Source organism: Lysinibacillus sp. BSL11 (assembly GCF_052928325.1).
This window is the reverse complement of the sequence record NZ_JAVGCX010000005.1, coordinates 209,579-232,318: the sequence shown is the minus strand read 5'-3', so window position 1 is coordinate 232,318 and position 22,740 is coordinate 209,579. Positions and strand designations below refer to the sequence as shown.

The window sequence follows — 22,740 nt, the reverse complement described above, 5'->3', positions numbered from 1 at the left end:
AACAAAGGCGCCTCGACATCAATCAATTTATTTTTTTGCTTTCTCAGGATGTTCCGAATAATATTTACGTCCAATATATGTTTGAATAATCAACAATGCACCACTGACAGACCAATACAAAGGCAGTGCTGCCATAGAAGACATGGAGATAAAGACAATCATAATTGGTGAAATATAAATAAACATTTTCATCTGCGCTTTTTGTTGCTCAGGTACCGTCCACAAAGATACACGAGCCTGGATTAGGTAAACAATCCCTGCAACTATAGTCATCACGATATCAGGTGAACCTAAGCTAAACCATAAAAACTCATGGGATTTCACATCGGCAGAATACAAGATCGAGAAATACAGACCCATAATAATCGGCATTTGAATTAACATCGGTAAACAACCCATATTAAGTGGATTAATGCCATGCTTTTGATATAGAGCCATCATTTCTTGTTGATATTGCGTTTGCTCCTCTTTTGTCTTAGCTTCCTTCATTTTTTTCTGAACGGCTTCCATTTCAGGTTTAAAAGCATCCATCTTCGTTTTCATTAATTGCTGTTGACGATAGTTCTTTAACATAATCGGCATTAACACTAAACGAATTAGAACAGTAATCGCAATGATTGCTAAACCATAGCTCCCTGAAAAGATATCATTCCCGAAAAACTCCAATAAAAATTCCATAGGTTTTACAAAGATACTATAGAAAAAACCTTCTTTGTTTTGCACAGCTTGACAGCCACTAAGAACAAAAACAGCAATACCAAGCATTGAAAATAGCTTCAAATTTTTCATTTTTCCACCTACTATTATTTATCAACTACTGTGAAGTATACCTTATAGGGTCTCTCTTTATCAAATAGCAAGTGCTACTCATTCCTTCAGCCTTTTCCTCAGATGATTCATCAAAAAAGATGCGAGCTTTAGCAACGCTAATATGTTCGCACCTTCTCATTCCCTATGCTCAAAATCTAAACATTTTGTAATTCAGTCTCTGTCATTTCAAAACGATAAAATTCGTGATGAAGCTCGTCTCTAAAATGTTTTGGCGTAACTCCCGTATATTTTTTGAAAATACGTGTAAAATAACTTTGATTACAGAAATGGAATTGATCTGAGATAGAAGTAATACTTTTGTTTGTATGTCGTAAGTAGTATTGTGATTCTTCTACACGTCTTACATTTAAATACTCAACCAATGTAATGCCCACATGTTCTCTAAAAATACGTGATAAGTGACTAGTGCTTATATGAAAGTTATTCGCTATACTTTCAACAGTTAAATCATTTTCAAGCTCGTCATTTATATACATTATCACTTTGTTAACAGTTTGATGTCGGAAAGTCGGTTGTTTGCGATCTGCAATAAAGTAAACAAAGAAATCAATTAAATCATCAGCAAATTGTAAAAACTCTGCGTCTTTCATCTGATTTTCTATCATATCGTTACACGCAATATTGAAAGCAAATGCTTTTTTCGAAGGTACTTGATTGTCCAGCAATTTACGAGCAACAATTGATGACAAAACAGAAAAATAACTTCGAACGATTTTAATGACCTGTTTGCCAAAACGAATTGAGAGAATATCAATTAACTCATGCAAAGATTTTTTCGCTTTTGCAGATTCTAAATGGTAAATTTCAAAAATTAATTTCGACTCAATATTAAAAAATTCTTCGACACCGATATATTGATTAATATTATCGATTTCTTGGAAGTATCTTTTGGATATCGTTTCTGACATAGAATGTTGATGTAGTTGCATAATCTTCCCCATCTTTCCTCAGAGTGCACGAATTGCATGACAATATTTGACACCAATCCCGACGAATTAAAAATAAGAAAATAGTATTTACTTATTCAATATAAGAACTGAGTCCTATTTCACAAATTTTATTAACAAATAAATCAAAAATAACCCTACTAAAACACCAAATATAAAAAAAATAGACTATACAGTGAATTTTACCATATTCTGCGATTTCCTTTCAACCACATTTTAATTGCTACTCTAGTTCTAATTTATCACATATGCATAGTAGAAACCTCGTAAACTTATTCCTAACAATTAAATTTTACCATATACATATCAAAATAAATTAGTCATTTTATAAATTTATTTACAAATTATACAAAACAACTAACATCATTCTAATGGATCATTCGACATTTTTCTATTTTATTCCTAAATCTTCTCTATATAATTTATATGAATATGTAGTAAAATAGATGATAATACTATTTTTAAAAGTTTAGACGAGGTGTTTAAAGTGGATCCAAAACAAATAGAAGAGATCATGGAGATTATTAAGGAATTCTTCCCTGAAAATACGTCCATCGCTATCTCTGATACAAATGAATATTTGTATTATCAACCAAGCAAGAAAGTTGATTTAAAAATTAAACCTGGTGACCCTATCAAAGAAGGTTCAGCCGCACACAAAGCATTAAGCTATGGTCAAAAAATCAGCTCTTATATCGAACCTGATGTCTTCGGTGTCGCATATTATGGCATGAGTATTCCTTTAATGGAGGAAGGCGAAACAAAAGGAGCTATTACTGCTATCTTCCCGCAAAAACCATCAGCATTCTTAACAAACTACATTACAATCAAAATTGATGATTGCTGGTACCCAATCAAACATGATCAAGTTATTTATTTAGAAACACAACTCCGTAAAACATTTGTTAAAACAATGACTCGTGAAGGTTATCACCGTTTAAACTTAAGTGATCTAGAGCTATTTTTAGCACCTGACTCATTTATTCGTTGTCACCGCTCTTATATCGTTAACATTGACTACATCGATGAAATTCAACCAGATTCACACTCAACGTTTTTATTAATTATGAAAGATGGTACACGTATTCCGGTAAGCCAACGCTATGCAAGCTATTTCCGTCGTTCTTTAGGTTTCTAATTTGTATGAACAGCGCGCAATTTTTATAATTGTTCGCTGTTCTTTTTTGTGAACAAATCCTCCCCATTTAACTATTTTTGCACTGTTTTTAATGTAGAAAACAACTAAATTTATACAGCTCTACAATAAAACGTTTTCTCTGTCGAAAAATCATCTTAATGCTCGATTTTCCTTTTTTTACTCAATTTAATGCTAATTCTAAAGTTTTTGTGACAATTTGGTGATAGTATTATTCAAATGGTTGGAGTCATACTACAACTGAATAAACAGAAAATTCTTAAATGTTTTTTCTAGTTTTGTAATCGGTTTCCATCAAAATTATTTAGGGGAGGATTTTTTTATGGATGCAAATGTTCAAAAACGCCTAGGTTTAAAAGAACTTGAGAGTAAAATTGTAACTGCTGAAGAAGCAGCAGCACTTATTTCTAATGGTGATGTAGTTGGGATGAGTGGTTTTACTCGTGCTGGGGATGCAAAAGTTGTTCCAATGGCATTAGTTGAGCGCGCAAAAAATGAAGAATTCAAAATTGATGTATATACAGGTGCATCATTAGGACCAGAAGTAGACAAGTACTTAGCAGAAGCTGGTGCAATTCGTAAACGTGGACCATTCCAGGGTGATGCGGGTATCCGTAATTTAATTAATTCTGGGGATATCTTATATGTAGATGCTCATCTTTCTCATAATGCTGAGCTAGTGCGCCAAGGAATTATTGGACCGATCAAGTATTTAATTCTTGAAGCGGTTGCTATTACTGAAGATGGATTAATCATTCCAACAAACTCTGTAGGTAACTCACCTATCTTTGCAGAATATGCAGAAAATATTATTATCGAATTAAATATTTCTCATCCAGAAGCTTTAATCGGTATCCATGATATTTATGTACCTGGAGAACAAGGTAAACGTGAAGCTATTCCAATGACAGATGCTATGCAACGCCTTGGTGATATTGGTATCAAAGTAGATCCAGCTAAAATTAAAGCAATTGTTATTTCTGAAGAGCCAGACGCTCCTTCATTAATCGTACCTCCAGATGAAGAAACACAAACGATGGCAAACATTTTATTAGACTTCTTCCGTGATGAAATTAAAGCGGGTCGTTTAACAAACCAATTAATGCCATTGCAATCTGGTGTAGGTTCTGTAGCAAACGCTGTCCTTGATGGCTTTGCAGATTCAGAATTTGAAGATTTAATTGTTGCATCTGAAGTACTTCAAGATGCTGTATTTAACTTAATCGATGCTGGTAAAGTTAAATTCGCTGCTGCAACTTCAATCACACTTACTGAAGAATTACAGCAAAAAGTTTATGGTAATTTAGAAAAGTATGCTGATAAAATTTGCTTACGTCCACAAGAAATTTCTAACCACCCTGAGCTTATCCGTCGTTTGGGTCTAATCTCAATCAACACAGCTCTTGAGTTAGATATCTATGGTAACGTTAATTCGACGCATGTTTCTGGTACTCGTATGATGAACGGTATCGGTGGTTCAGGTGACTTCGCACGTAACGCACGCCTTGGTATTTTTGTTACAAAATCATACGCAAAAGGTGGAGCAATTTCTTCTATCGTGCCAATGGTATCTCACGTTGACCATACTGAACATGACGTTGATGTTATCGTTACGGAACAAGGTATTGCTGACTTACGTGGTCTTGCACCAAAAGAACGTGTACCTTTAATTATTGAAAACTGTGCACACCCAGACTACAAAGAACAATTATGGGATTACTATAACCGTGCAGTTGAAGCAACTGGCAACCACCAAACTCCTCATCTTTTAGAGGAAGCACTTTCTTGGCATGTAAATCTTGCTAAAAACAAAACAATGAAAAAAGAAGTTGCAAAAGCTTAATTATTAAATTCTCGTACGTCTAATAAGTTAATACTTATTAGACGTTTTTTTACGTGAACGCAAAAAACAAGTGAGAAGTATTATCGATTGGAAAATGCTATAATAGGACTATATCGATCATTGACTATAATGTTCTATTTCATCGGAGGAACCATGAAGAAATTTATCTATGCTATTATTTTCTTTTCGTTTTTCGACCTTTTTACTCAGCTTCCTGTTATGAGTACTTATGCTGAGTCTTTAGGTGCATCGGCATTCCTCACTGGTCTTGCAGTGGGCATGTATTCGCTTTCTAATACATTCGGTAATATCATTTCTGGCTTCTTAACGGATCGCAAAGGACCTTTCGTCATACTCATAATAGGTCTTCTAACAACAGGTCTATCATTAACATTTTATAATTTAGTAGAAGAGCCCATTGCTCTATTAATTGTACGTTTTATCCATGGCCTTGTTGCAGGCTTCATTGTTCCTGCTGCCTTTACATTTCTAGCGAACGCTACAGAGCAGGAAAAAAGAGGTAAGGGCAGTGCTATTTCTGGCGCCTTTGTTGGTATTGCAGCCATTATAGGCCCTGCATTTAGTGGCATTTTAGCTAGCCGGACAAGTGTACCATTTGTTTTCAATATCACAGCAAGCTTTATGCTTCTGCTAGGTATCCTTGCGTTCTTTATATTGAAAGCAAATCAAGTAAAAAAAGAGAAGGCTAAACCAAGTAATTACATTCCGATCAGTGTCTTTTTTAATAACACAGGAACATTAAAAGCCTTTTTAGGAGCCTTTTTCTTAATGTTTTCTCAAGGGGTTATTGCGTATCTACTCCCTCTTAAAGTACATTCCTTAGGCTTCGACTCTCGTTTAAGCGGCACTTTAATGAGTACATTTGGTATTATTGCAGTTCTTGTTTTCCTATTACCAACTAATCGTATTTTTGATAAGGTTAATCCACTCAAAACATTGTCTTTTGGTATAGGTTTAATGGGAATAAGCCAGCTATTAATTAGCCAAGCAAATTCTAGCTCTTTACTCTATACAGCAATGGCTTGCTATGGGATCGGATTCGGTTTCCTATTCCCTTCAGTAAATTCGCTTCTTATTGACTCTACAACTGCTGAAGTACGAGGAAAAGCTTACGGCTATTTCTACGCGTTTTTCTCTCTAGGTGTAGTTATAGGCTCTTCTTTATTAGGTTGGCTATCACTTGGTACTGTCAGTGGCTTTGCATTTACTGGCTTTGTATTATTGCTCTTTGCAGGCGCAATTCTTATCCCACACAAAAGACCTTCTCATGCTTAGATGAGAAGGTTTTTTGTTTACTTTTCCTTTTCTTGAATTTCTTCATTATAGAAATGGACACCAGTATGTCCTCCACCTTCAGCTACCATTTCATTCGAGGCAATTTTAGTTGGTGAAGTACCAGCCTCTGTTGCTACCTCTGTAGCTACACGTTCTGCAATATTGTCATGCATATCAGGACCTGTAGTAAGATACGACTCTAATTTTGCTTTCATACTATTAAACATTGTTAGTGCTTTATCACGATTCTCTTTTTTACTGAAATAAGATGCTGCTAGTCCTGCTAATCCTGCAACGACAACACCTGTTCCTTTTCGTTTTGCCATAGTTTATAACCTCCTAAAAATATAGAAACTAGCTCTGTAGTATAGTTTTTCCCTATTCTTAAAAGAATAAACATTATTTTTTTATACCCTCTAGCATATATATTAATGTATGGATAAATACTTGCCCTTTTATCTAGTAAAAACCCCGTCAATCCATTGTAGTTCGTCTAGTTTTTAATGCAGACAATCACACTCTATTTCCTATTAAAGCCCAGTTATCGTACCCTTATTTTTAGCATTCGTCAAAATTTTGTAACTATTTATGATTATAAAAGGCAAGTAAAGGGAATTAATGAATTAATACTAAAATAGGAGAGTGGTTAAAATGAAAGATTTCGATTTAGCATACGATTGGATAGATATGGCTTCATTAATTGGCGGGGCTGGCTTCTTAACAGTACTAATTTATAGTGTCATTCTATTATAAGGAGCTATTTACATGATTTGCTCTAGCAATTAAAAGGCAATCCGCTTAATTAAAAGCAGATTGCCTTATTTTTTATTGTTTTACATCATTGTATGCATCTGACTTTTCAAATGCTGCCACCACATAGGAACAAACGGCCTTCATTTTATAACCATTTTCGCGTGCATACGATGCTGCTTGATCGAGTAATTGTTTGGCCACACCTTGACCACGGAGCTTATCAGATACATATGTGTGATCCATTACCATTACTGAGCCATTTTGCTGCCAAGTAATTTCTGCTAGTTTTTCCCCTGCTTGCTCATTCAAAAATGCAAACTTATTTTCTGCTAATTGTTGTAATTGGAATTCCATTTCTCACCACTCCTTTTATTCATAGTACCATAAGCTTTTTATATTTTCACAAAATTTGTGTACGCTTCTTTTATCTAATCAGCGAAATCAGTTAGCTTTCCTATGTCGAAAACATCTCACTTCAAAATTTTTCATTTGTTTAATTAAAAAAATCTGTACACCTTCTCTAGCAAAGTGAGAAGGTATAACAGATTTTCTTTCTATCACTATAAGTTTAGTTAAACCATGAAGAAATAGTATCTTTTAAATTAGCAAAAAAGCTTTTTACGCTTTCCCAGAAACCTTTATCTTCCATAAGTGAACCGAATTTTTCTTGGATCGTATTACTGATATCATTTAATTGATCAGACCATTTACTAAAATCAATGTCCAGCTTGCTTATTTTATCCATTAAATCTACTAGCAATTGACGGTCCTTTTCACTTAAATTAATTTCAAGCTTACTTAATTGCTCTTCTACAATTTTCTCCACATCTTCACGTGTTGCTGGCTTTAACTCTGCAATTTGCTTTTTAATTTCTGTCAGTAATTCCGCAACCTTTGCATCGTCTACCCCTGCAGATTCTGCAATGGATGTTGCTACAGATAATTCTTCGTTTGCTACATCTGTACGATCAATATCCAGCGTTTCCCCTGTAGTGACCTCATATGCCTTGTAAATACCTACTAATGCTGAATGCCCTGTAACGGCTTTTGGTGCAGCTACTTGTACGGATGCATCCTGAATTCCTGCTGTTAACATCGCATTTGCGTACATCTCTGAAGTTACCTGCGTTATATTCGATGGTGTGACAATTTGTATTACTAGACCCTCTCCTGCATCTCTGCGTGTAATCTTTGCAGAAGAGTACATACGTGAGCTTGAATTACTATCTTTAATGTATTTTACTAGATCCTCACCAGACACAGTAATTTCTTCAATTTCAGGTTCTTCGCTTACTTTTAATGATTTTTTCACAGATTCTTTTTCAGCCTCAGATAAATTTGCCCCATACACGACGATTGGTACACCTAATTTTTCATCAATTGCTTTTGGAGGCGTATTGTCAGATGCAAATCCTGTTGCTGGTGCCATCACTCCAAATACTAACATTGTAGCAGTTAGTATTTTAATCCATGTTTTTTTCAAATCGTGTGACCCCTTTCGCTAAAACTTCATAATTAGCAAGTATAATGTATGCCACTATACAATAATTAGTACGAAAAAAAGACGAGAAGGTTTCAAGGATGTCTCTCGTCACTTTTCCTGCTGTAAATGTTTTGCTAGCTAGTCAAACTAACCATCCTTTAAATTTCTTCAGTCCAACCGTCCTGTTGTTTCACTTTACCAGCTTTCATTAATGTTCCTAAGGCACGTTTAAATGCCCCTTTACTCATATTAAACATTTCTTGAATCTCTTCAGGAGACGATTTATCACCAAATGGCATTTTACCACCCACATCCTGTATATAGTTTAATATTTGTTGTGCATCATTTGAAAGACGCTCATGTTTTCTTGGTAAAAGAGAGCCATTCATGGAACCATCGTCTTTTACATCGATAATACGAACAACTACATCTTGTCCTAATCGAGGCTCATTATTTCGCTCAGACTCGTGCACAAAAATACGGTAAGGAACTTCTACACCTAGCAAAAATGTTCCAATCGGTAACAAACGATATGGGCGTGCTTGGATATTCTTATTGTGCATATCTTCAAATGCACCTTCATATAGCTCCGAAATTTTTTCCTCTGTGGCTAAACGACCAAATAAATCACCGTTACGATCTGTACGTAGTGTCATAAATAAATGATCACCTGGTTCTGGCCAAACCTCTTTTAATGCAGGTAAATCCTCTGCTCTTACTAATACTTCACGAGATGTACCAATATCCACAAAAGCACCTTCACGTTCCACTACTTTCAAGACACGTGCCCAGCCGTATTCACCTTGTGTAAAAGCTGGAATAGACGTTGTTGCAGCCAAATCTCCACGACGGTCTGCAAATAAAAATACTTCAAGGCGGTCACCTACTGTTAGTGGCTCAGTTACCTCTGAAGCATTTAAAGGTAGTTCTTCAACTCCATTTGTTAAAATCCATTTTGATGCTTGTTGCTCTAATACCGTTAATGTAACGACTTCACCTGATTTTAATGCGTTCATATTGTCTCCCTTTCCTTCACACCATCATTTTAAAGATTGTGCTGTGTCTTAGATGCCTCTAATTTTTTCACGATGTCTGGATTTTCTTCCATTACTTGCACAAGATCTGCAATACGATCGATTGAATTCCAACTTAAATGATGTTCAATTCCCTCCACATCATCATAAATACGTTCTTCATCCACACCAATCATTCGTAAAAACTGCTCGAGCAATTCATGACGCTGCACAAGACGCTTTCCGAGCTTATCCCCTTTAGGCGTCAATGTCAGTCCACGGTACTTTTCATAAACTAAATAACCATCTTTATCTAATTTTTGAACCATTTTTGTAACAGAAGAAGGAAGAACAGATAATGCTTCAGCAATGTCAGACACTCGCGCATATCCCTTGTTGGCAATTAATAAATATATTTGTTCGATATGGTCCTCCATACTAGGTGTTGGCATATCCTTTTCCCTCTCTTTCCTTTTCTTACTCTCTAGTTTACTACAAGCTTGGCTTAAAAGTTAACTGAAAATACATAGCCTAGAAAAACACTTCCTTTACAACTTAAATAGAGCCTCTTCTATTAAGAAGTAGGCTCTACTTTGTGTCGAGGATACTTATTTACCACATGTAACGCATGAATAATCTCTTTATTAATGCGCTCAATGTTTCCAGGAGTATTCATTTCTTTAAATGCCTCATCTCTAGCTTCCATAGATGTAACATACTTACTTGGCAATGCATTTAGTGTAAGTGCCACCGTGTCTAATTCACAGATTTCGCATTTACAAAATGTTTGATATTCTGGTCCTCGTAGTAAAAAGCTTACTAAACCACGCACAATTTCTTCTGTAACATTTACTAAAATAGGATCTGACATATTCAAACTTTCGCCTCATTTATATTTAATTGTTACATTACTCCTGAAACTATAATAGCCTTAAAAAAAGTCTTTTTCAAGAATCACAAGTAGCATCTATTCGCATAAAATCCCTTGTGTCAAAGCAAGATTAATTTCCTATCTTTTCAGATCGTTCTACACCTTACTTACTACTTTTTTGCTCTAATTAGTCTTAATGAATTAAACACAACTAATAGTGTTGCACCCATATCGGCAAAAATTGCTATCCATAATGTTAACCATCCTGGTATGACAAGTAGCAATGCAATTAATTTTAAAACTAGGGCAAATATAATATTTTCTTTAATGATACGTAATGTTTTTCTGCTCAAGCCAATAGTGTAAGGGAGCTTTGTTAAATCATCACCCATTAAGGCAATATCTGCTGTCTCAAGAGCTGCATCCGTTCCTGCTCCACCCATGGCGATTCCTACGTTTGCAGTGGCCAATGCTGGTGCATCGTTTACACCATCTCCAACCATTGCTACAGCACCAAATTGTGCACGTAAATCCTTAATCGCCTTTAATTTTTCTTCTGGTAACAAACCAGCGCGCACATCTGTCATCTTTAATGAAGTAGCAATGGCTTGCGCTGTAGGCTCTGCATCGCCTGTTAGCATCACCATATGCTTTACTTTTAAGGCATTTAATTTGTTCAATACGTCCTTGCTTTCATGACGTAATTGATCAGCAATTGCAATCAGGCCAATAAGTTGATTATTCGAAACAGCTGCTACTACTGTTTTACCCTGTTCTTGCAAATTCTTAACCTGATTTTCTATATTTTGATCTACAGAGGTTAATGAAGTAGCCCATTTCATGCTACCCACATAAATAATCTGATTATCAACGGTAGCATAGGCACCTTTTCCTGTTACTGATTGGAAATCTGTTGGTATGAGCTCAGATAATTTTTTATCGTGTAATCTATTTAAAATTGCTTTAGCTAAAGGGTGCTGTGACTGTTTTTCTACCGCTGCCACTAGTTGTAACACATAGTCCTCTGACCAATTTTCAGTCGTTACGATATCTGTTACTGCTGGCTGCCCTTTTGTTAATGTTCCTGTTTTGTCAAAGGCAACCGCTTCAATATGTCCTAGCTGCTCTAAATGAACACCACCTTTGATCAGTACACCTTGCCTTGCTGCATTACCAATGGCTGTAACAATGGCAACGGGAGTAGAGACGACCAGTGCACAAGGACATCCTACCACTAAAACAGCTAGACCTTGGTAAATCCAATGCTGCCAATCACCTACTAATAAAGGTGGAATTACAGCTACTAGAAAAGCAATAATCATAATCGCTGGTGTATAATACTTTGCAAAGCGATCTACAAATTGCTGAGAAGGTGCCTTTTCTGCCTGTGCTTCTTCCACTAGATGAATTATTTTAGCGATAGTAGTATCTTCTACACGCTTTGTCACACGTACTTCAAGTGCACCCTCTTCATTTAAAGTCCCAGCAAATACTTCATCATTTACTGTTTTATTTACGGGAATCGACTCACCTGTAATAGCTGCCTGATTGACTGCAGACAATCCACTAATGACTATGCCATCCATCGCAATCTTTTGCCCAGGCTTTACAATCAAAATATCTCCTATTTCTATATCCTCCGTAGGTAACTCAACCTCATGGTAGTGTTCACCGTGGGCTCTTTTGATAATCGCTGTTGGTGGAGCAATATCCATTAATTGACGAATAGATTGACGTGCTTTATCCATTGAATACGCTTCAAGTGCCTCACTCACAGCAAATAAGAATACGACCACTGCCGCTTCCTCCCATTCACCGATAATAGCAGCTCCGATGATGGCGATTGTCATAAGCGTCTTCATATCAAATTCAAAGCGAACTAAATTGCGGAAGCCTATTTTAAAAATACCTACTCCCCCCACAAGGATAGCTATAATAAACATGGCAATCGGTAGCGAGTTCGATTCCCCATTCATACCCACAAATAGATAACCTAGAATGACAAAAAGCAATGAAATTCCTGCTAGAACATTTTCCTTTTTACGATAAAAAGGTGTAGTATTTTCAAGTGCTTTTGCTGCCGACTGTGTAACCTTAATGCCATCAAAGGCACCTGCTTCTTCAATTTGGTCTACACTAATAGCACCGATTACTGTAATTTTAGAAGCACCAAAATTCACTTGTGCATCCTGTACTTCTGGAATAGCCTTTACATTTTTCTCAAACTTTGCGGCACAACTAGCGCAGGATAAATTTTGTAATCTGTATTCTTGTTTAATTGGCGTCGCTGCCATTCGCAATCCCCTCTTTCGCATGTTCGTAGGCAATTGTTACAATTTGATATACATGCTCATCCGCTAAAGAGTAATACATTTGCTTGCCTTTACGGTGTGATCTCGCTAAATTATTATCTTTCAAATATCGTAAATGATGGGATGCTGTAGCAACTGAAGAACCAATAATAGTCGCAACATCACAAACACATAGTTCATCTTCCACCGTTAAAGCATAGGCAATTTTAAGTCTAGTTTCATCAGATAATGCTTTTAAAAATTTTGCTACACCTGATAAATCAGGCATTTGTTGTTTCACCTTTGTGACTGCTTCTTCATGTACAAGCGTCACCTCACATATTTCTTTTGGCATTTTTCTCACCTCATTCAAATATTCGTTTGATTGTATTCAATGTAACATATTATTCCATCATATTCAAACCAATATTTGAATGTTAGGATGTATATCCTTAAATAAAAAAAGTTAGCGCACTTTCTGTACGCTAACCCTTTTATTACTTCGCTATTAATTGTAATGTTTTCCCTTTTATCTCTTCCTGTTTGATAAATGTTTGATGGTAATCACCATTTGCCCAATCCAATACCTGATCTTGATACCAATCAGATTTCACATGACCACTTTGACCAGGGCCAACAATATGATAGGCTGAGCTTAAATCACCTACATCCACCACAAAACGCCAAGATGCACCGTGATCTACATTACCAGCTAAATCATTATCTGCTGCTTGTACGGTAACTTTCGAGCCACCAATAGGAACCTTTTTAGCATTAAAATAGGCTGCAAGAATAGGCGATGCACTTCCTAGTGTATGGTCAAAAGTAAGCTGATGGTAATCACCCCATTGCCATTTCGAGGAATTTTTCCCGAATTGATTTTCTAATTGTGCAACCGTTAGCTCAAATGCCTTGTATACGGTTTCATCAATGCCGCCCTGCTCCTCAACCCAAATACTTTTCTCTCCTGAATAGGCTGTACGTAAGAGCTGGTCTGTAATATTAAACTTCCCATACATGATGCCATACATATCTTCAGGCATTTGATCTTTAAACAAAACTTCCTGTAACTTAATCATTAATGTATGGAACACAAGTGGTGCACCTGATTCCTTTGCATCCACCATATCCCACTTCTCTAGCATGGCCATAATCTCAGCGTACTTCCCATCCTGATCTTTTTCTTTTATCGATGTTAATAAATCAGGCAGAAATTCTCTTGCATAGAGATTGTGCTGATCCATTTGCAAAGCCATCATATCGTCTACTGTAATCGCTTCATTTGCCTCTAACACTTCTTTAATTCTTTCGAAACGATAAGGTTGCGCCCAGAAATCAGTGATGTGATAAGGGTAGTCCTCTCCTATTACTTGGTTATTTGCGGTTGCAATAAAACCTTCTTTTGGATTTACTAGAGTTGGTAATTCACTCCATGGTATAAAGCCCTCCCAGCCATAATCACTCGAATCACCTGGAACTGGTAATTGGCCTTCACCTTGCTTACGAATAGGTATTTGACCATTAGCTTTATAAGCAATCGTACCGTCCTTTGATGCAAATACAAAATTTTGTGCTGGCGCTTTAAAGTCTTCTAAAGCTTTTTCGAAATCACCCCAAGTTTTTGCCTTATTAAAACCAAGCACTGCTCTTAGTTCAGCTGTCGGTTGTAGTGCTGTCCACTGCATCGAAAATTGTGCGGTTGGCTCTGTATCTTTAAAAGCTAAATCTGTCATTATAGGGCCGTGACGTGTAACAACGACTTCAAAATCTACCGTTTCTCCATCTTTTACCTTAATTGATTCGTCGCGTACCTCTGCTTGTTCCCACTTTCCATCGTATCTGAATTGTGTTGGATCATCTGGATTTGGTATTTCAATATATAAATCCTGTACATCTGGACCCACATTGGTTACTCCCCAAGCAATTTCATCATTATGGCCTAATATAATACCTGGAATCCCTGCAAAGATAACGCCACTAACATTTTGCTGTGGTGATTGCAGATGCATTTGATACCAAATAGAAGGGGTGCTTAACCCTAAATGTGGGTCATCTGCTAAAATAGGCGTTCCTGATTTCGTTTTATCACCTGAAACTACCCAATTATTACTTCCATTAAATTCGTTTGGTAGCATTTCCGCACTGAATTGCCCAGCTACTGCTACAGGATTTTGGATATTGGCCTCGATAATCGCCGAAGCATTTTCTGGATATTTAATAAATAATTCTTTTGCCTTTTCTTCATCAAAATTCTGTAATGCCCAATGACGAAAAGCTAATGTATTCCAATTTCCACCCAAATCATAGGCCATATATTTACCAATTGTTAAGGAATCAACAACTGTCCACTCCTCTGGTTCATAGCCTAACAAGGCAAATTCATAGCTTAGTGTATTGCTTTCCTTTGCCTGTGCAATAAAAGCATTTACTCCTTCAGCATACCATTCAAGTACTTGTTTGCTTTCGTCATCATAGGCAGCTAATGATGTCTCTGCAGCATTTCTCAAGCTAAATGTACGGAAATGTTTGTCGGTATTAATCGTTGCTTCTCCAATAATTTCAGATAATCGACCACTTGCCTGCCTTCGTGCTAAGTCCATTTGAAATAGTCTATCTTGCGCTTGGACATAACCTTGCGCACGATATAAATCAGCATCTGTTTTGGCAAAAATATGTGGAACCCCTTTTTCATCTCTCGTGACTGTCACATTCTGATCCAGAATAGTAACAGCTAACTCACCATCAATCACCGGCTTAGATTTATTCATAAACCATGTAAATCCAATAAAAGCCACAAGAGCCAAAGCAGCTATTATCCCAGCTATGACAATGAGCCACTTTTTCCAATTAAACTTTCTCTTCCCCACTGAATAACCCCCTCTTTGCACTATATTCCCGTACTACCTTCCCAAACCCGCTTTGAAAGGTAAATTTTTTAGCGAAATTTATTACTTTATGTATATAAAATTGTCTCTAAATACAAAATTTTATATTTATTCGCTATTAGAATAGTATAAACAATAGAGATTATAGAGGCTACTGAGTAATGTTAAAAATTCGCATTCATAAAGATATGATGTATCCTCTCTCATGAAGCCGTCCTATTGTGGTGGAAGCGGATTCCCACATGGTTGGAACGTCTACTCCTCACTTTCGAGCTATCTCCCCTGAAATTATCACACCTCACATTTTTAAAAGTCACCTTATTAATTTACAAATACAAAAAATCGTATTTCCATTTAGAAAATACGATTTAAGTACTAGCATTGTAATTGCAATTCAATTGGACAATGATCACTGCCCATAATGTGTGGGTGAATTGTTGCGCTTTCAATTTGTTCCTTCAATTGATTTGATACAACAAAATAATCGATACGCCAACCAATATTACGTTCACGCACTTTATTCATATAGGACCACCATGTGTAGTGGTCAGTTTCCTCAGGATGCTTGTATCTAAAAGAATCTACAAAACCACTTTCCAATAACGCTGAAAATTTTGCTCTCTCTTCATATGTAAAGCCCGAATTTCCAATATTAGATTTTGCATTTTTTAAATCAATTTCCGTGTGTGCAACATTTAGATCACCACAATAAACCACTGGCTTCTGATTATTTAGTTCTTGTAAATAGCTAGCCAAACGATCCTCCCATTGTAAACGTAGTGGTAATCTCGCTAAATCACGTTGTGCATTTGGTGTATAAACATTTACTAAATAGAAATTCTTATATTCTAAAGTTATAATTCTACCTTCATCCTGAGAATCTTCGGCGCCCACTCCATACTTAACAGACAATGGCGTGTGCTTCGTGAAGATTGCTGTTCCAGAATACCCTTTTTTCTGCGCGTAATTCCAATACTGTTCATAACCTTCGATAGAGAGCTCTACTTGTCCAGCTTGACATTTTGTTTCTTGGATACAAAAGAAATCAGCATCTATTTGATGAAAGAACTCTAAAAAGCCTTTACCGAGACATGCTCGTATCCCATTAACATTCCATGATATAAATTTCATTTTATCCACACTCCTAAAAAAACGCCCTTCGGCTTATGCGAAGGGCATCCTATTATAGATCGTCACCAACAATTTTAACTTCAGTCTCTAATTCAACGCCAAATTTTTCTTTCACTACACGTTGAACCATTTGGATTGTCTCAATATAGTCTGAAGCAGTAGCATTTCCTTTGTTGACAATAAATCCTGCATGCTTGGTAGAGACTTCAGCATCACCAACACCTTTACCTTGTAGGCCACTATCCTGAATAAGTTTTCCAGCAAAATGTCCAGGTGGGCGTTTAAATACACTTCCAGCAGATGGATATTCTAAAGGCTGTTTTGATTCACGTTGGAAGGTTAAATCAGCAATCTTCGCATCAATTTCCTCCTGTACACCTACTGCTAATTGAAATTCAGAGGACAGCACATAATAACCCTTTTTGGCAATAATGCTTTGTCGGTATCCTAGCTCAAGTTCTTCTTTACCTAATATTAAAATGTCCCCTTCTTTTGTTAACACCTTCGATGAAACAATAATATCTTTAATCTCCCCGCCATATGCACCTGCGTTCATAGCCATTGCTCCACCAATTGAACCAGGAATACCACATGCAAATTCAAAACCTGTTAAGGATGCTTGCGCTGATAGCTTCGATACATCTTTGATCAGTGCTCCACTTTGTGCATACACATGCTCACCAGTAATACGAATCTCATCTAAGCGTGAAAATGTTACAACGATTCCTCTATGACCGCCATCTCGAACAACCATATTAGATCCGTTACCTAACATTAATAAAGGAATATTATTTATATATGCATAGCGAATAACGGATGCTGCCTCTTCTTCTGTTTCAGGAAGAACAAAAACATCTGCTTTGCCACCTAATTTTGTCATTGTGTATTGCTGTAATGATTCATTTAACTTAATATTGGCAGGATTAATGCTTTTTGCTAAATCCATCGCCCATTGTTCTTTTGTCATGAGAGCTAATTCCTTTCTAACGTCCTTCTTACTCTACACCAGTATGGATTTACAACCCCAATTTGACAAGTAAAATGAAGGGTATTTTTATCTCATAGTTAAAAGACAGGTAAGACCTGTGCAGAGATGATGAATATTATAAAGAAAATTGACAGTCATTCCAAGTGTCGTTTTTAGCACACTATTTCATTGTATTATCTAGTAAAATAATCTATTCACCTTAGAGCCAACTACTTGCCCATGTTTCGATATTACGAATAGCACCTTCAAGTGCCTGACCTTTATCTGTTAATGAATACTCAACGCGTACCGGTACTTCTGAATATACTTTACGTTCAACAAGTCCCTCTTTTTCAAGCTCCTTTAAACGTTCTGATAATAAACGTCCACTGACAGGTAGTGCAGATTCGATTTCATTAAAGCGCTGTGGTCCATCTAGTAATTGATATAATATTAACCCCGTCCATCGTTTTCCAATTAAATCCATTGCTTTAGCTAAACGAGGACACAAAGTTGTCTCATTCATAATTTTTCACCTCTATGTACCTATTGTAACGATTAATGCTCTAAATGTAAATTTGAAGTAACTTATTTACGTAAAATAATCTATTAACTTTTATATATTTAATTACAAATAGTAACTTATAATTTCAAGGTTTGTCATATCTAACAAGGGTACATAAAATTTCTTAGACTAAACGCTATCCTAATAAAACGCACATATTTCCAATAATATGCCTATTCCATTTTAAATATGTTTTGTTTCATGTTCACAGATTACACTTTTATAGAGGGAAATACTTCCACATTTATAAAAAACTCATTGAATATGCGATTTGTTTACTTTATCATTCGTTGTAGAATGCTGTTTTAGGAGGTTTTCAAATGAAAAAATATACTATCGATTTCAGTCATTCAACAATCGGGTTTTCCGTAAGACATATGATGATTTCTCGGATTCATGGTACGTTTGAATCGTACAGCGGTGAAATAGTTGCATCCAATATCGAACAAATGCAGGATGCAAACATTTCTATCACGATTACAGTGGCTAGTGTATCCACCAAGAATCATGATCGCGATGTCCACCTTGTGTCTCCTGACTTTTTTGATGCAGACGTCTATCCCAAAATAGTATTTACCTCTACATATATTGATAAACTTGATGATAAAAATTTTGCTATTCATGGTGATTTAACCATCAAAAGCATAACAAGACCTATCGTATTTACAACAGTATATACAGGAAAAGGTGTGAATCCGTGGGCACAAGAAGTTTTTGGCTTCCAAGCTAAAGCCCAAATTGATCGTCGTGATTTTAATCTAGTCTACAATACCTTTTTAGAAACAGGCGGTGTATTGATTAGCGATGAAATAGACGTGATAGTAGATCTTGAATTAAATCCTCTTTAAGTATTGTTTCTACTTTAAAGAAAGGGAGGAATTTATGTTTTGGTTTGATAATGGTTTTTTATTTGGCTCCGCTTTTATTACCATCATCTTCTTTATTGTTTTTGGGAGCATAGCCTTTATGATTGTAAACGGTATTATCACTTGGTCTAAAAACAACCGTTCACCAATTTTAACAGTACCCGCTAAGGTTGTGACAAAGCGTACGAATATACGTGGGGGATCTAACAATACTGGGGCATCTACGTCCTATTACGTTACGTTTGAAGAGCAAAACGGTGAACGGCATGAACTAAAGATGAATGGCTACGATTATGGTCAGCTTGTAGAAGGTGATCTTGGCATTTTAACCTATCAAGGTACACGGTATCATTCATTCAACAGACATAAAAAAGGAGAGTAGCGATTATCGTTACTCTCCTTTTCCTATTCTTTTATTTAATTAAATATTTAGCAAATCCAGCTTCTGTATCTTCTAAATATTCAATACCACTACCTACTGGAATGAACTTTTGTGCATCTTTTGCAGATAGGTAGATAACCTTTGTATTGGCTGGGAACGATACAAATGACCAGTTATTATCCGCAGCTGGGTTAATTGTTTTATTCGCCATAATATAATCTACAACAGCTTGTCGATTTTCATAAGCATAGTTTGTTATGTTAGAGCCGTCAGCATTTTTAAATGTCGCCCCATATGATCCACCAACACGATAATTATTTGTAATGATGATGAACTCTTGTTTCAAATCGATTGGTTTACCATTATATTGTACATTCTTAATTCGATTTGCCTTTTCATCAGTAAGATTACCGCGGCGGTCATATTTTGCTGGCGATGTGACATCAATTTGATATGTTAAGCCATCTAACACATCAAAGTTATATGAACGAGCTTCTGCATCGATAATATTTTGCTCTTCTGTTTTAGTCGGATCAATTGTTGCAAAAATACCAGCAGCCATCTCTAACCACTCGATTGCTTGTGCGCCTGTCACTTTAATCGTAGCAACAGTATTGTCATAATGATAAATGTCAGCCATATTTTTAATAGCAAGTGGTCCTACAGGAATATTTGTATAATCTAATGGATTATTACGAGATCCTGCTTTGAAAGGTGCCCCAGCCGAAAGAATTGGTGTCTTTTCATCAGCCGTACCCTTTAGCTCTTGTTCGATAAACCATTTTTGAGCTTGTGTTACGATTTGAATGGATGGATCATCTTGCACCATTGAAAAATAACTATGGATTGGTGCAGTTGTTTCTCCAACAGGCTGACGGATATACGTTAATGTGCCATCATGTGCCTCTTTAATAGCTTCTAAAACCGTTGTGGATGGTTGTAAACCTTCTTGTTTGATCGATTGCAATGAACCTTTACCATCTACCACTACCCACTCAGATCCTTGTTGTTCTAGTTTTAAATCAATTACACCAAGATGACTACCATAGCTACCTGCCATAACAGTAGGAACATCGTGAATTGTACCCTTTTCTTGGTCAACATCTTTCAAATCCTTATAGTCACCAGGGAATGTTAAATGAGAGTGTCCTGTAATTAAAGCATCAATACCATCAATTTCTGCTAATTGGTAACCAACATTTTCAGCACCCTTCACATAAGTATCTTCACCGATACCTGAATGTGACAGAACGACAATCACGTCTGCTCCAGCCTTTTGCATTTCTGGTACTACTTCTTTTATAGCTTCTACTGGCTCTTGCATTTCAACTTTACCTGCTAAATGAATGGCATCCCATTCAACAATTTTCGTTGGAACAATCCCTGTTACACCAACTTTAAGTGTATGCTTTTCACCTGAACTATCTACCACTCCTTTATCAAGAATGACATAAGGTGTAAACATGCGTTCTTTTGTTTTTGCATCATAGGTATTAGCATTTACGACTGGATACTTTGCATCGTTTAACACTTCATCTAAAAAGTCTAGACCATAGTTAAATTCATGATTTCCTAAAGTTCCACCATCGTATTTCAATGCATTGAGTGCAGCAATTGCTGGATGAACTTCACCAGGCTTTAAAACACTTTCTAAGGCTTTATATGAGCCAAGTGGTGTGCCTTGAATTAAATCGCCATTATCAAATAGTAATGTGTTTGGATTTTTTGCTCTTGCTTGCTCAATTAGTGTGGCTGTATTAGCCAAACCAAGCTCTGCTGATGGAGCATCTAAATAGTAATTGTAATTAGCTAAATTGGTATGAATATCTGTTGTCCCTAAAATCTGAAGATCAACTGATACGTCAGTTGAAGGTGCTTTATATTCTGCTACAAAGCGCTCCACAATACTCTCCATCTGTTCCTTTGTCACATAGTCATGAGGACGAATAGTATTATCCTCAAATGCTTGTAAAATGTTTGCAGCAACAGCATTCGCTAAATCTTGTTTATATGCCGCTGCAATTTGATCTGCATCCTTGAATTGTTCTAAAATTGTGAGGGAAGCGTTTTCACTAACTAGTCCGCGAGCAGAGATAACAAATGCTTGTTGACGTGTTAATTTGTCATCTGGACCAAATGTCGTTGCTGTTTTACCTTTAATAAGTTTTAATTGAACAGCTTTTTCTACATAAGGTGCTAAATCCTTAGAGACATCCTTAAAGGCAAGCGAAGAGCCGTCACCTATCTCTACATCTAAATTTTCTACTAATTCTTTTACATAATCTGCGCGTGTTACATCATTGGAAGCAGCATCAGCAGAAATTCCAAATGGTATAAACGCGAAAAGGACTAGTAACGTCGTCAAGAAATTAGTTATTAATTTCTTATACATACAACAACCTCCTTAATAATCTAGTATTTTCCTACAAATACTATTATATTAAAACCATTCTAATTTTTACTGAATATATAGTCCTAATTATATGTATATTTAAAAGAATGGTTAATTACTTCCCCTCAAAATCATAGATTTCTACCATTCTTCATTTTTCTATTAAATAGGATGTTAGTAAATGTAAATTCTAAATAATTAGTTACTGTCAATATGTCCTACCTCCATACCACACCATACATCTGTTGACAAAATAAAAAAAGTCCTCTCAAAATGGAGAGGACTTTTATTAAAAAATAATTTTTATGCATTCACAGTTTGTAGTGATTGAGCTACCTTTTTCACTTCTTCTAGGCCATTCGCAATAATTTCTTGTGCTTTATCCGGTGAAGCATTGTGACCTTCAATAATCACTTCTTCAATAACTTCCATCCCGAATACGCCACCTACTACGTTTTTAATGTAGTTTACTGACATTTCCATTGGTTGAGCTTCTGGTGATGAATAGTAGCCACCACGAGCATTTAAAATAATCGCTTTTTTGTCAGTCATTAAGCTAATTAATTGACCATTTTCACCATATTTGAATGTGAATCCTGCTTGGTATACATAGTCAATAAATGTTTGTAAAGGTGCTGGAATTGTTAAATTCCATAGTGGGAATGCAAATACAACTAAATCAGCGGCAGTTAATGCATCCATTGCTTTTTGTTTTGCAGCTAATAGGCGTGATTCAATGTCTGTTAACTCTCCACCATTTTGTACTTTACCAAAAGCATTGAAAAGGTCTTGTCCAAAATAAGGCATATCTTCTGCAAATACGTCAAAAGTTGTTACATTGGCACCCTGCACATTTTCCATGAAAGTATCATACATTTTTGTTGAAATACCGTCTGGACGGTTGTTAGCTTTTACTACTAAAACGTTCATTATATAAAATCTCCCTTAAATTTCAAAATCTAATATCTCGAATTCAAGATATGTGTTTATCTTAAAAAATTTCATCTAAAATGTCAATGCTACTTGCCTCAGACTTTTGACTGAAATATTCTATCTTTCATCCATTCT

Annotated in this window: 21 protein-coding genes; 5 read left to right on the top strand and 16 right to left on the bottom strand. The window is 36.1% G+C overall.

Going from position 1 to position 22,740, the window contains the following annotated elements; all coding sequences use genetic code 11:
- Positions 1-27: 27 nt before the first annotated feature.
- Together yidC and RCJ95_RS08015 are read right to left on the bottom strand one after the other, a co-directional pair.
- A complete protein-coding gene (yidC, locus tag RCJ95_RS08020) occupies positions 28-789 on the bottom strand; it encodes a membrane protein insertase YidC (RefSeq protein WP_004232011.1) in 762 nt (253 codons plus the stop codon).
- Positions 790-965: 176 nt separating this feature from the next.
- Positions 966-1,760, bottom strand: coding sequence for a helix-turn-helix transcriptional regulator (locus RCJ95_RS08015; RefSeq protein WP_312130402.1), 795 nt, complete (start codon positions 1,758-1,760; stop codon positions 966-968).
- 505 nt (positions 1,761-2,265) lie between these two features.
- Between RCJ95_RS08015 and RCJ95_RS08010 the strand changes: the two genes are divergently transcribed.
- The 3 genes from RCJ95_RS08010 to RCJ95_RS08000 all read left to right on the top strand — a co-directional run bounded on the left by RCJ95_RS08010 (position 2,266) and on the right by RCJ95_RS08000 (position 6,073).
- On the top strand, positions 2,266-2,916 hold the full coding sequence (locus RCJ95_RS08010) for a LytTR family DNA-binding domain-containing protein (protein WP_004232004.1): 651 nt from the start codon (positions 2,266-2,268) through the stop codon (positions 2,914-2,916).
- 340 nt (positions 2,917-3,256) lie between these two features.
- Positions 3,257-4,777 (top strand): succinate CoA transferase, encoded by a 1,521-nt coding sequence (locus tag RCJ95_RS08005; RefSeq protein WP_004232003.1) that lies wholly within the window; start codon positions 3,257-3,259, stop codon positions 4,775-4,777.
- Between the two features lie 153 nt (positions 4,778-4,930).
- Positions 4,931-6,073, top strand: coding sequence for an MFS transporter (locus tag RCJ95_RS08000; RefSeq protein ID WP_446722108.1), 1,143 nt, complete (start codon positions 4,931-4,933; stop codon positions 6,071-6,073).
- A 17-nt stretch (positions 6,074-6,090) separates the two neighbouring features.
- Here RCJ95_RS08000 and RCJ95_RS07995 read toward each other — a convergent pair whose 3' ends face one another.
- The 12 genes from RCJ95_RS07995 to RCJ95_RS07940 form a co-directional block, all read right to left on the bottom strand.
- Entirely contained in the window at positions 6,091-6,399 is a 309-nt protein-coding gene (locus RCJ95_RS07995; protein WP_004232000.1) for a hypothetical protein, read from the bottom strand.
- A gap of 499 nt (positions 6,400-6,898) precedes the next feature.
- Positions 6,899-7,180, bottom strand: a complete 282-nt coding sequence (locus RCJ95_RS07990) for a GNAT family N-acetyltransferase (RefSeq protein ID WP_009370656.1) — start codon at positions 7,178-7,180, stop codon at positions 6,899-6,901.
- Positions 7,181-7,394: 214 nt separating this feature from the next.
- Positions 7,395-8,309, bottom strand: a complete 915-nt coding sequence (locus RCJ95_RS07985) for a DUF1002 domain-containing protein (protein WP_004231995.1) — start codon at positions 8,307-8,309, stop codon at positions 7,395-7,397.
- A gap of 158 nt (positions 8,310-8,467) precedes the next feature.
- The gene (locus RCJ95_RS07980; RefSeq protein ID WP_004231994.1) at positions 8,468-9,325 is read right to left on the bottom strand and encodes a CvfB family protein; all 858 of its coding nucleotides are present in this window, start codon (positions 9,323-9,325) and stop codon (positions 8,468-8,470) included.
- 29 nt (positions 9,326-9,354) lie between these two features.
- Positions 9,355-9,774, bottom strand: a complete 420-nt coding sequence (gene mntR / locus RCJ95_RS07975; protein WP_004231993.1) for a transcriptional regulator MntR — start codon at positions 9,772-9,774, stop codon at positions 9,355-9,357.
- Positions 9,775-9,896: 122 nt separating this feature from the next.
- Positions 9,897-10,193, bottom strand: coding sequence for a late competence development ComFB family protein (locus RCJ95_RS07970; protein WP_004231991.1), 297 nt, complete (start codon positions 10,191-10,193; stop codon positions 9,897-9,899).
- Between the two features lie 170 nt (positions 10,194-10,363).
- On the bottom strand, positions 10,364-12,487 hold the full coding sequence (locus RCJ95_RS07965; RefSeq protein ID WP_446722107.1) for a heavy metal translocating P-type ATPase: 2,124 nt from the start codon (positions 12,485-12,487) through the stop codon (positions 10,364-10,366).
- Complete coding sequence (locus RCJ95_RS07960; RefSeq protein WP_221681424.1) at positions 12,468-12,839, bottom strand: ArsR/SmtB family transcription factor; 372 nt, start codon at positions 12,837-12,839, stop codon at positions 12,468-12,470. The genes RCJ95_RS07965 and RCJ95_RS07960 overlap by 20 nt, the downstream gene beginning before the upstream one ends.
- Before the next feature lie 142 nt (positions 12,840-12,981).
- Positions 12,982-15,351 (bottom strand): penicillin acylase family protein, encoded by a 2,370-nt coding sequence (locus tag RCJ95_RS07955; RefSeq protein WP_446722106.1) that lies wholly within the window; start codon positions 15,349-15,351, stop codon positions 12,982-12,984.
- Positions 15,352-15,744: 393 nt separating this feature from the next.
- A complete protein-coding gene (locus RCJ95_RS07950; protein ID WP_312130406.1) occupies positions 15,745-16,500 on the bottom strand; it encodes an exodeoxyribonuclease III in 756 nt (251 codons plus the stop codon).
- A 52-nt stretch (positions 16,501-16,552) separates the two neighbouring features.
- Positions 16,553-17,467 carry a UDP-N-acetylmuramate dehydrogenase gene (gene murB, locus RCJ95_RS07945; protein ID WP_221681427.1) on the bottom strand — a complete coding sequence of 305 codons (915 nt, stop codon included), beginning with the start codon at positions 17,465-17,467 and terminating at the stop codon, positions 16,553-16,555.
- 220 nt (positions 17,468-17,687) lie between these two features.
- Entirely contained in the window at positions 17,688-17,993 is a 306-nt protein-coding gene (locus RCJ95_RS07940; RefSeq protein ID WP_004231981.1) for a winged helix-turn-helix transcriptional regulator, read from the bottom strand.
- A gap of 359 nt (positions 17,994-18,352) precedes the next feature.
- Between RCJ95_RS07940 and RCJ95_RS07935 the strand changes: the two genes are divergently transcribed.
- Positions 18,353-18,880: a YceI family protein gene (locus RCJ95_RS07935; RefSeq protein WP_221681429.1), complete on the top strand. Its 528-nt coding sequence runs from the start codon at positions 18,353-18,355 to the stop codon at positions 18,878-18,880.
- Positions 18,881-18,914: 34 nt separating this feature from the next.
- A complete protein-coding gene (locus RCJ95_RS07930) occupies positions 18,915-19,280 on the top strand; it encodes a DUF2500 domain-containing protein (protein WP_221681431.1) in 366 nt (121 codons plus the stop codon).
- Positions 19,281-19,311: 31 nt separating this feature from the next.
- Here the strand turns inward: RCJ95_RS07930 and RCJ95_RS07925 are convergent, their stop codons facing one another.
- Together RCJ95_RS07925 and RCJ95_RS07920 are read right to left on the bottom strand one after the other, a co-directional pair.
- Entirely contained in the window at positions 19,312-21,672 is a 2,361-nt protein-coding gene (locus RCJ95_RS07925; RefSeq protein WP_446722105.1) for a bifunctional 2',3'-cyclic-nucleotide 2'-phosphodiesterase/3'-nucleotidase, read from the bottom strand.
- Between the two features lie 303 nt (positions 21,673-21,975).
- A complete protein-coding gene (locus RCJ95_RS07920; RefSeq protein WP_048394231.1) occupies positions 21,976-22,602 on the bottom strand; it encodes an FMN-dependent NADH-azoreductase in 627 nt (208 codons plus the stop codon).
- Positions 22,603-22,740: the final 138 nt, after the last annotated feature.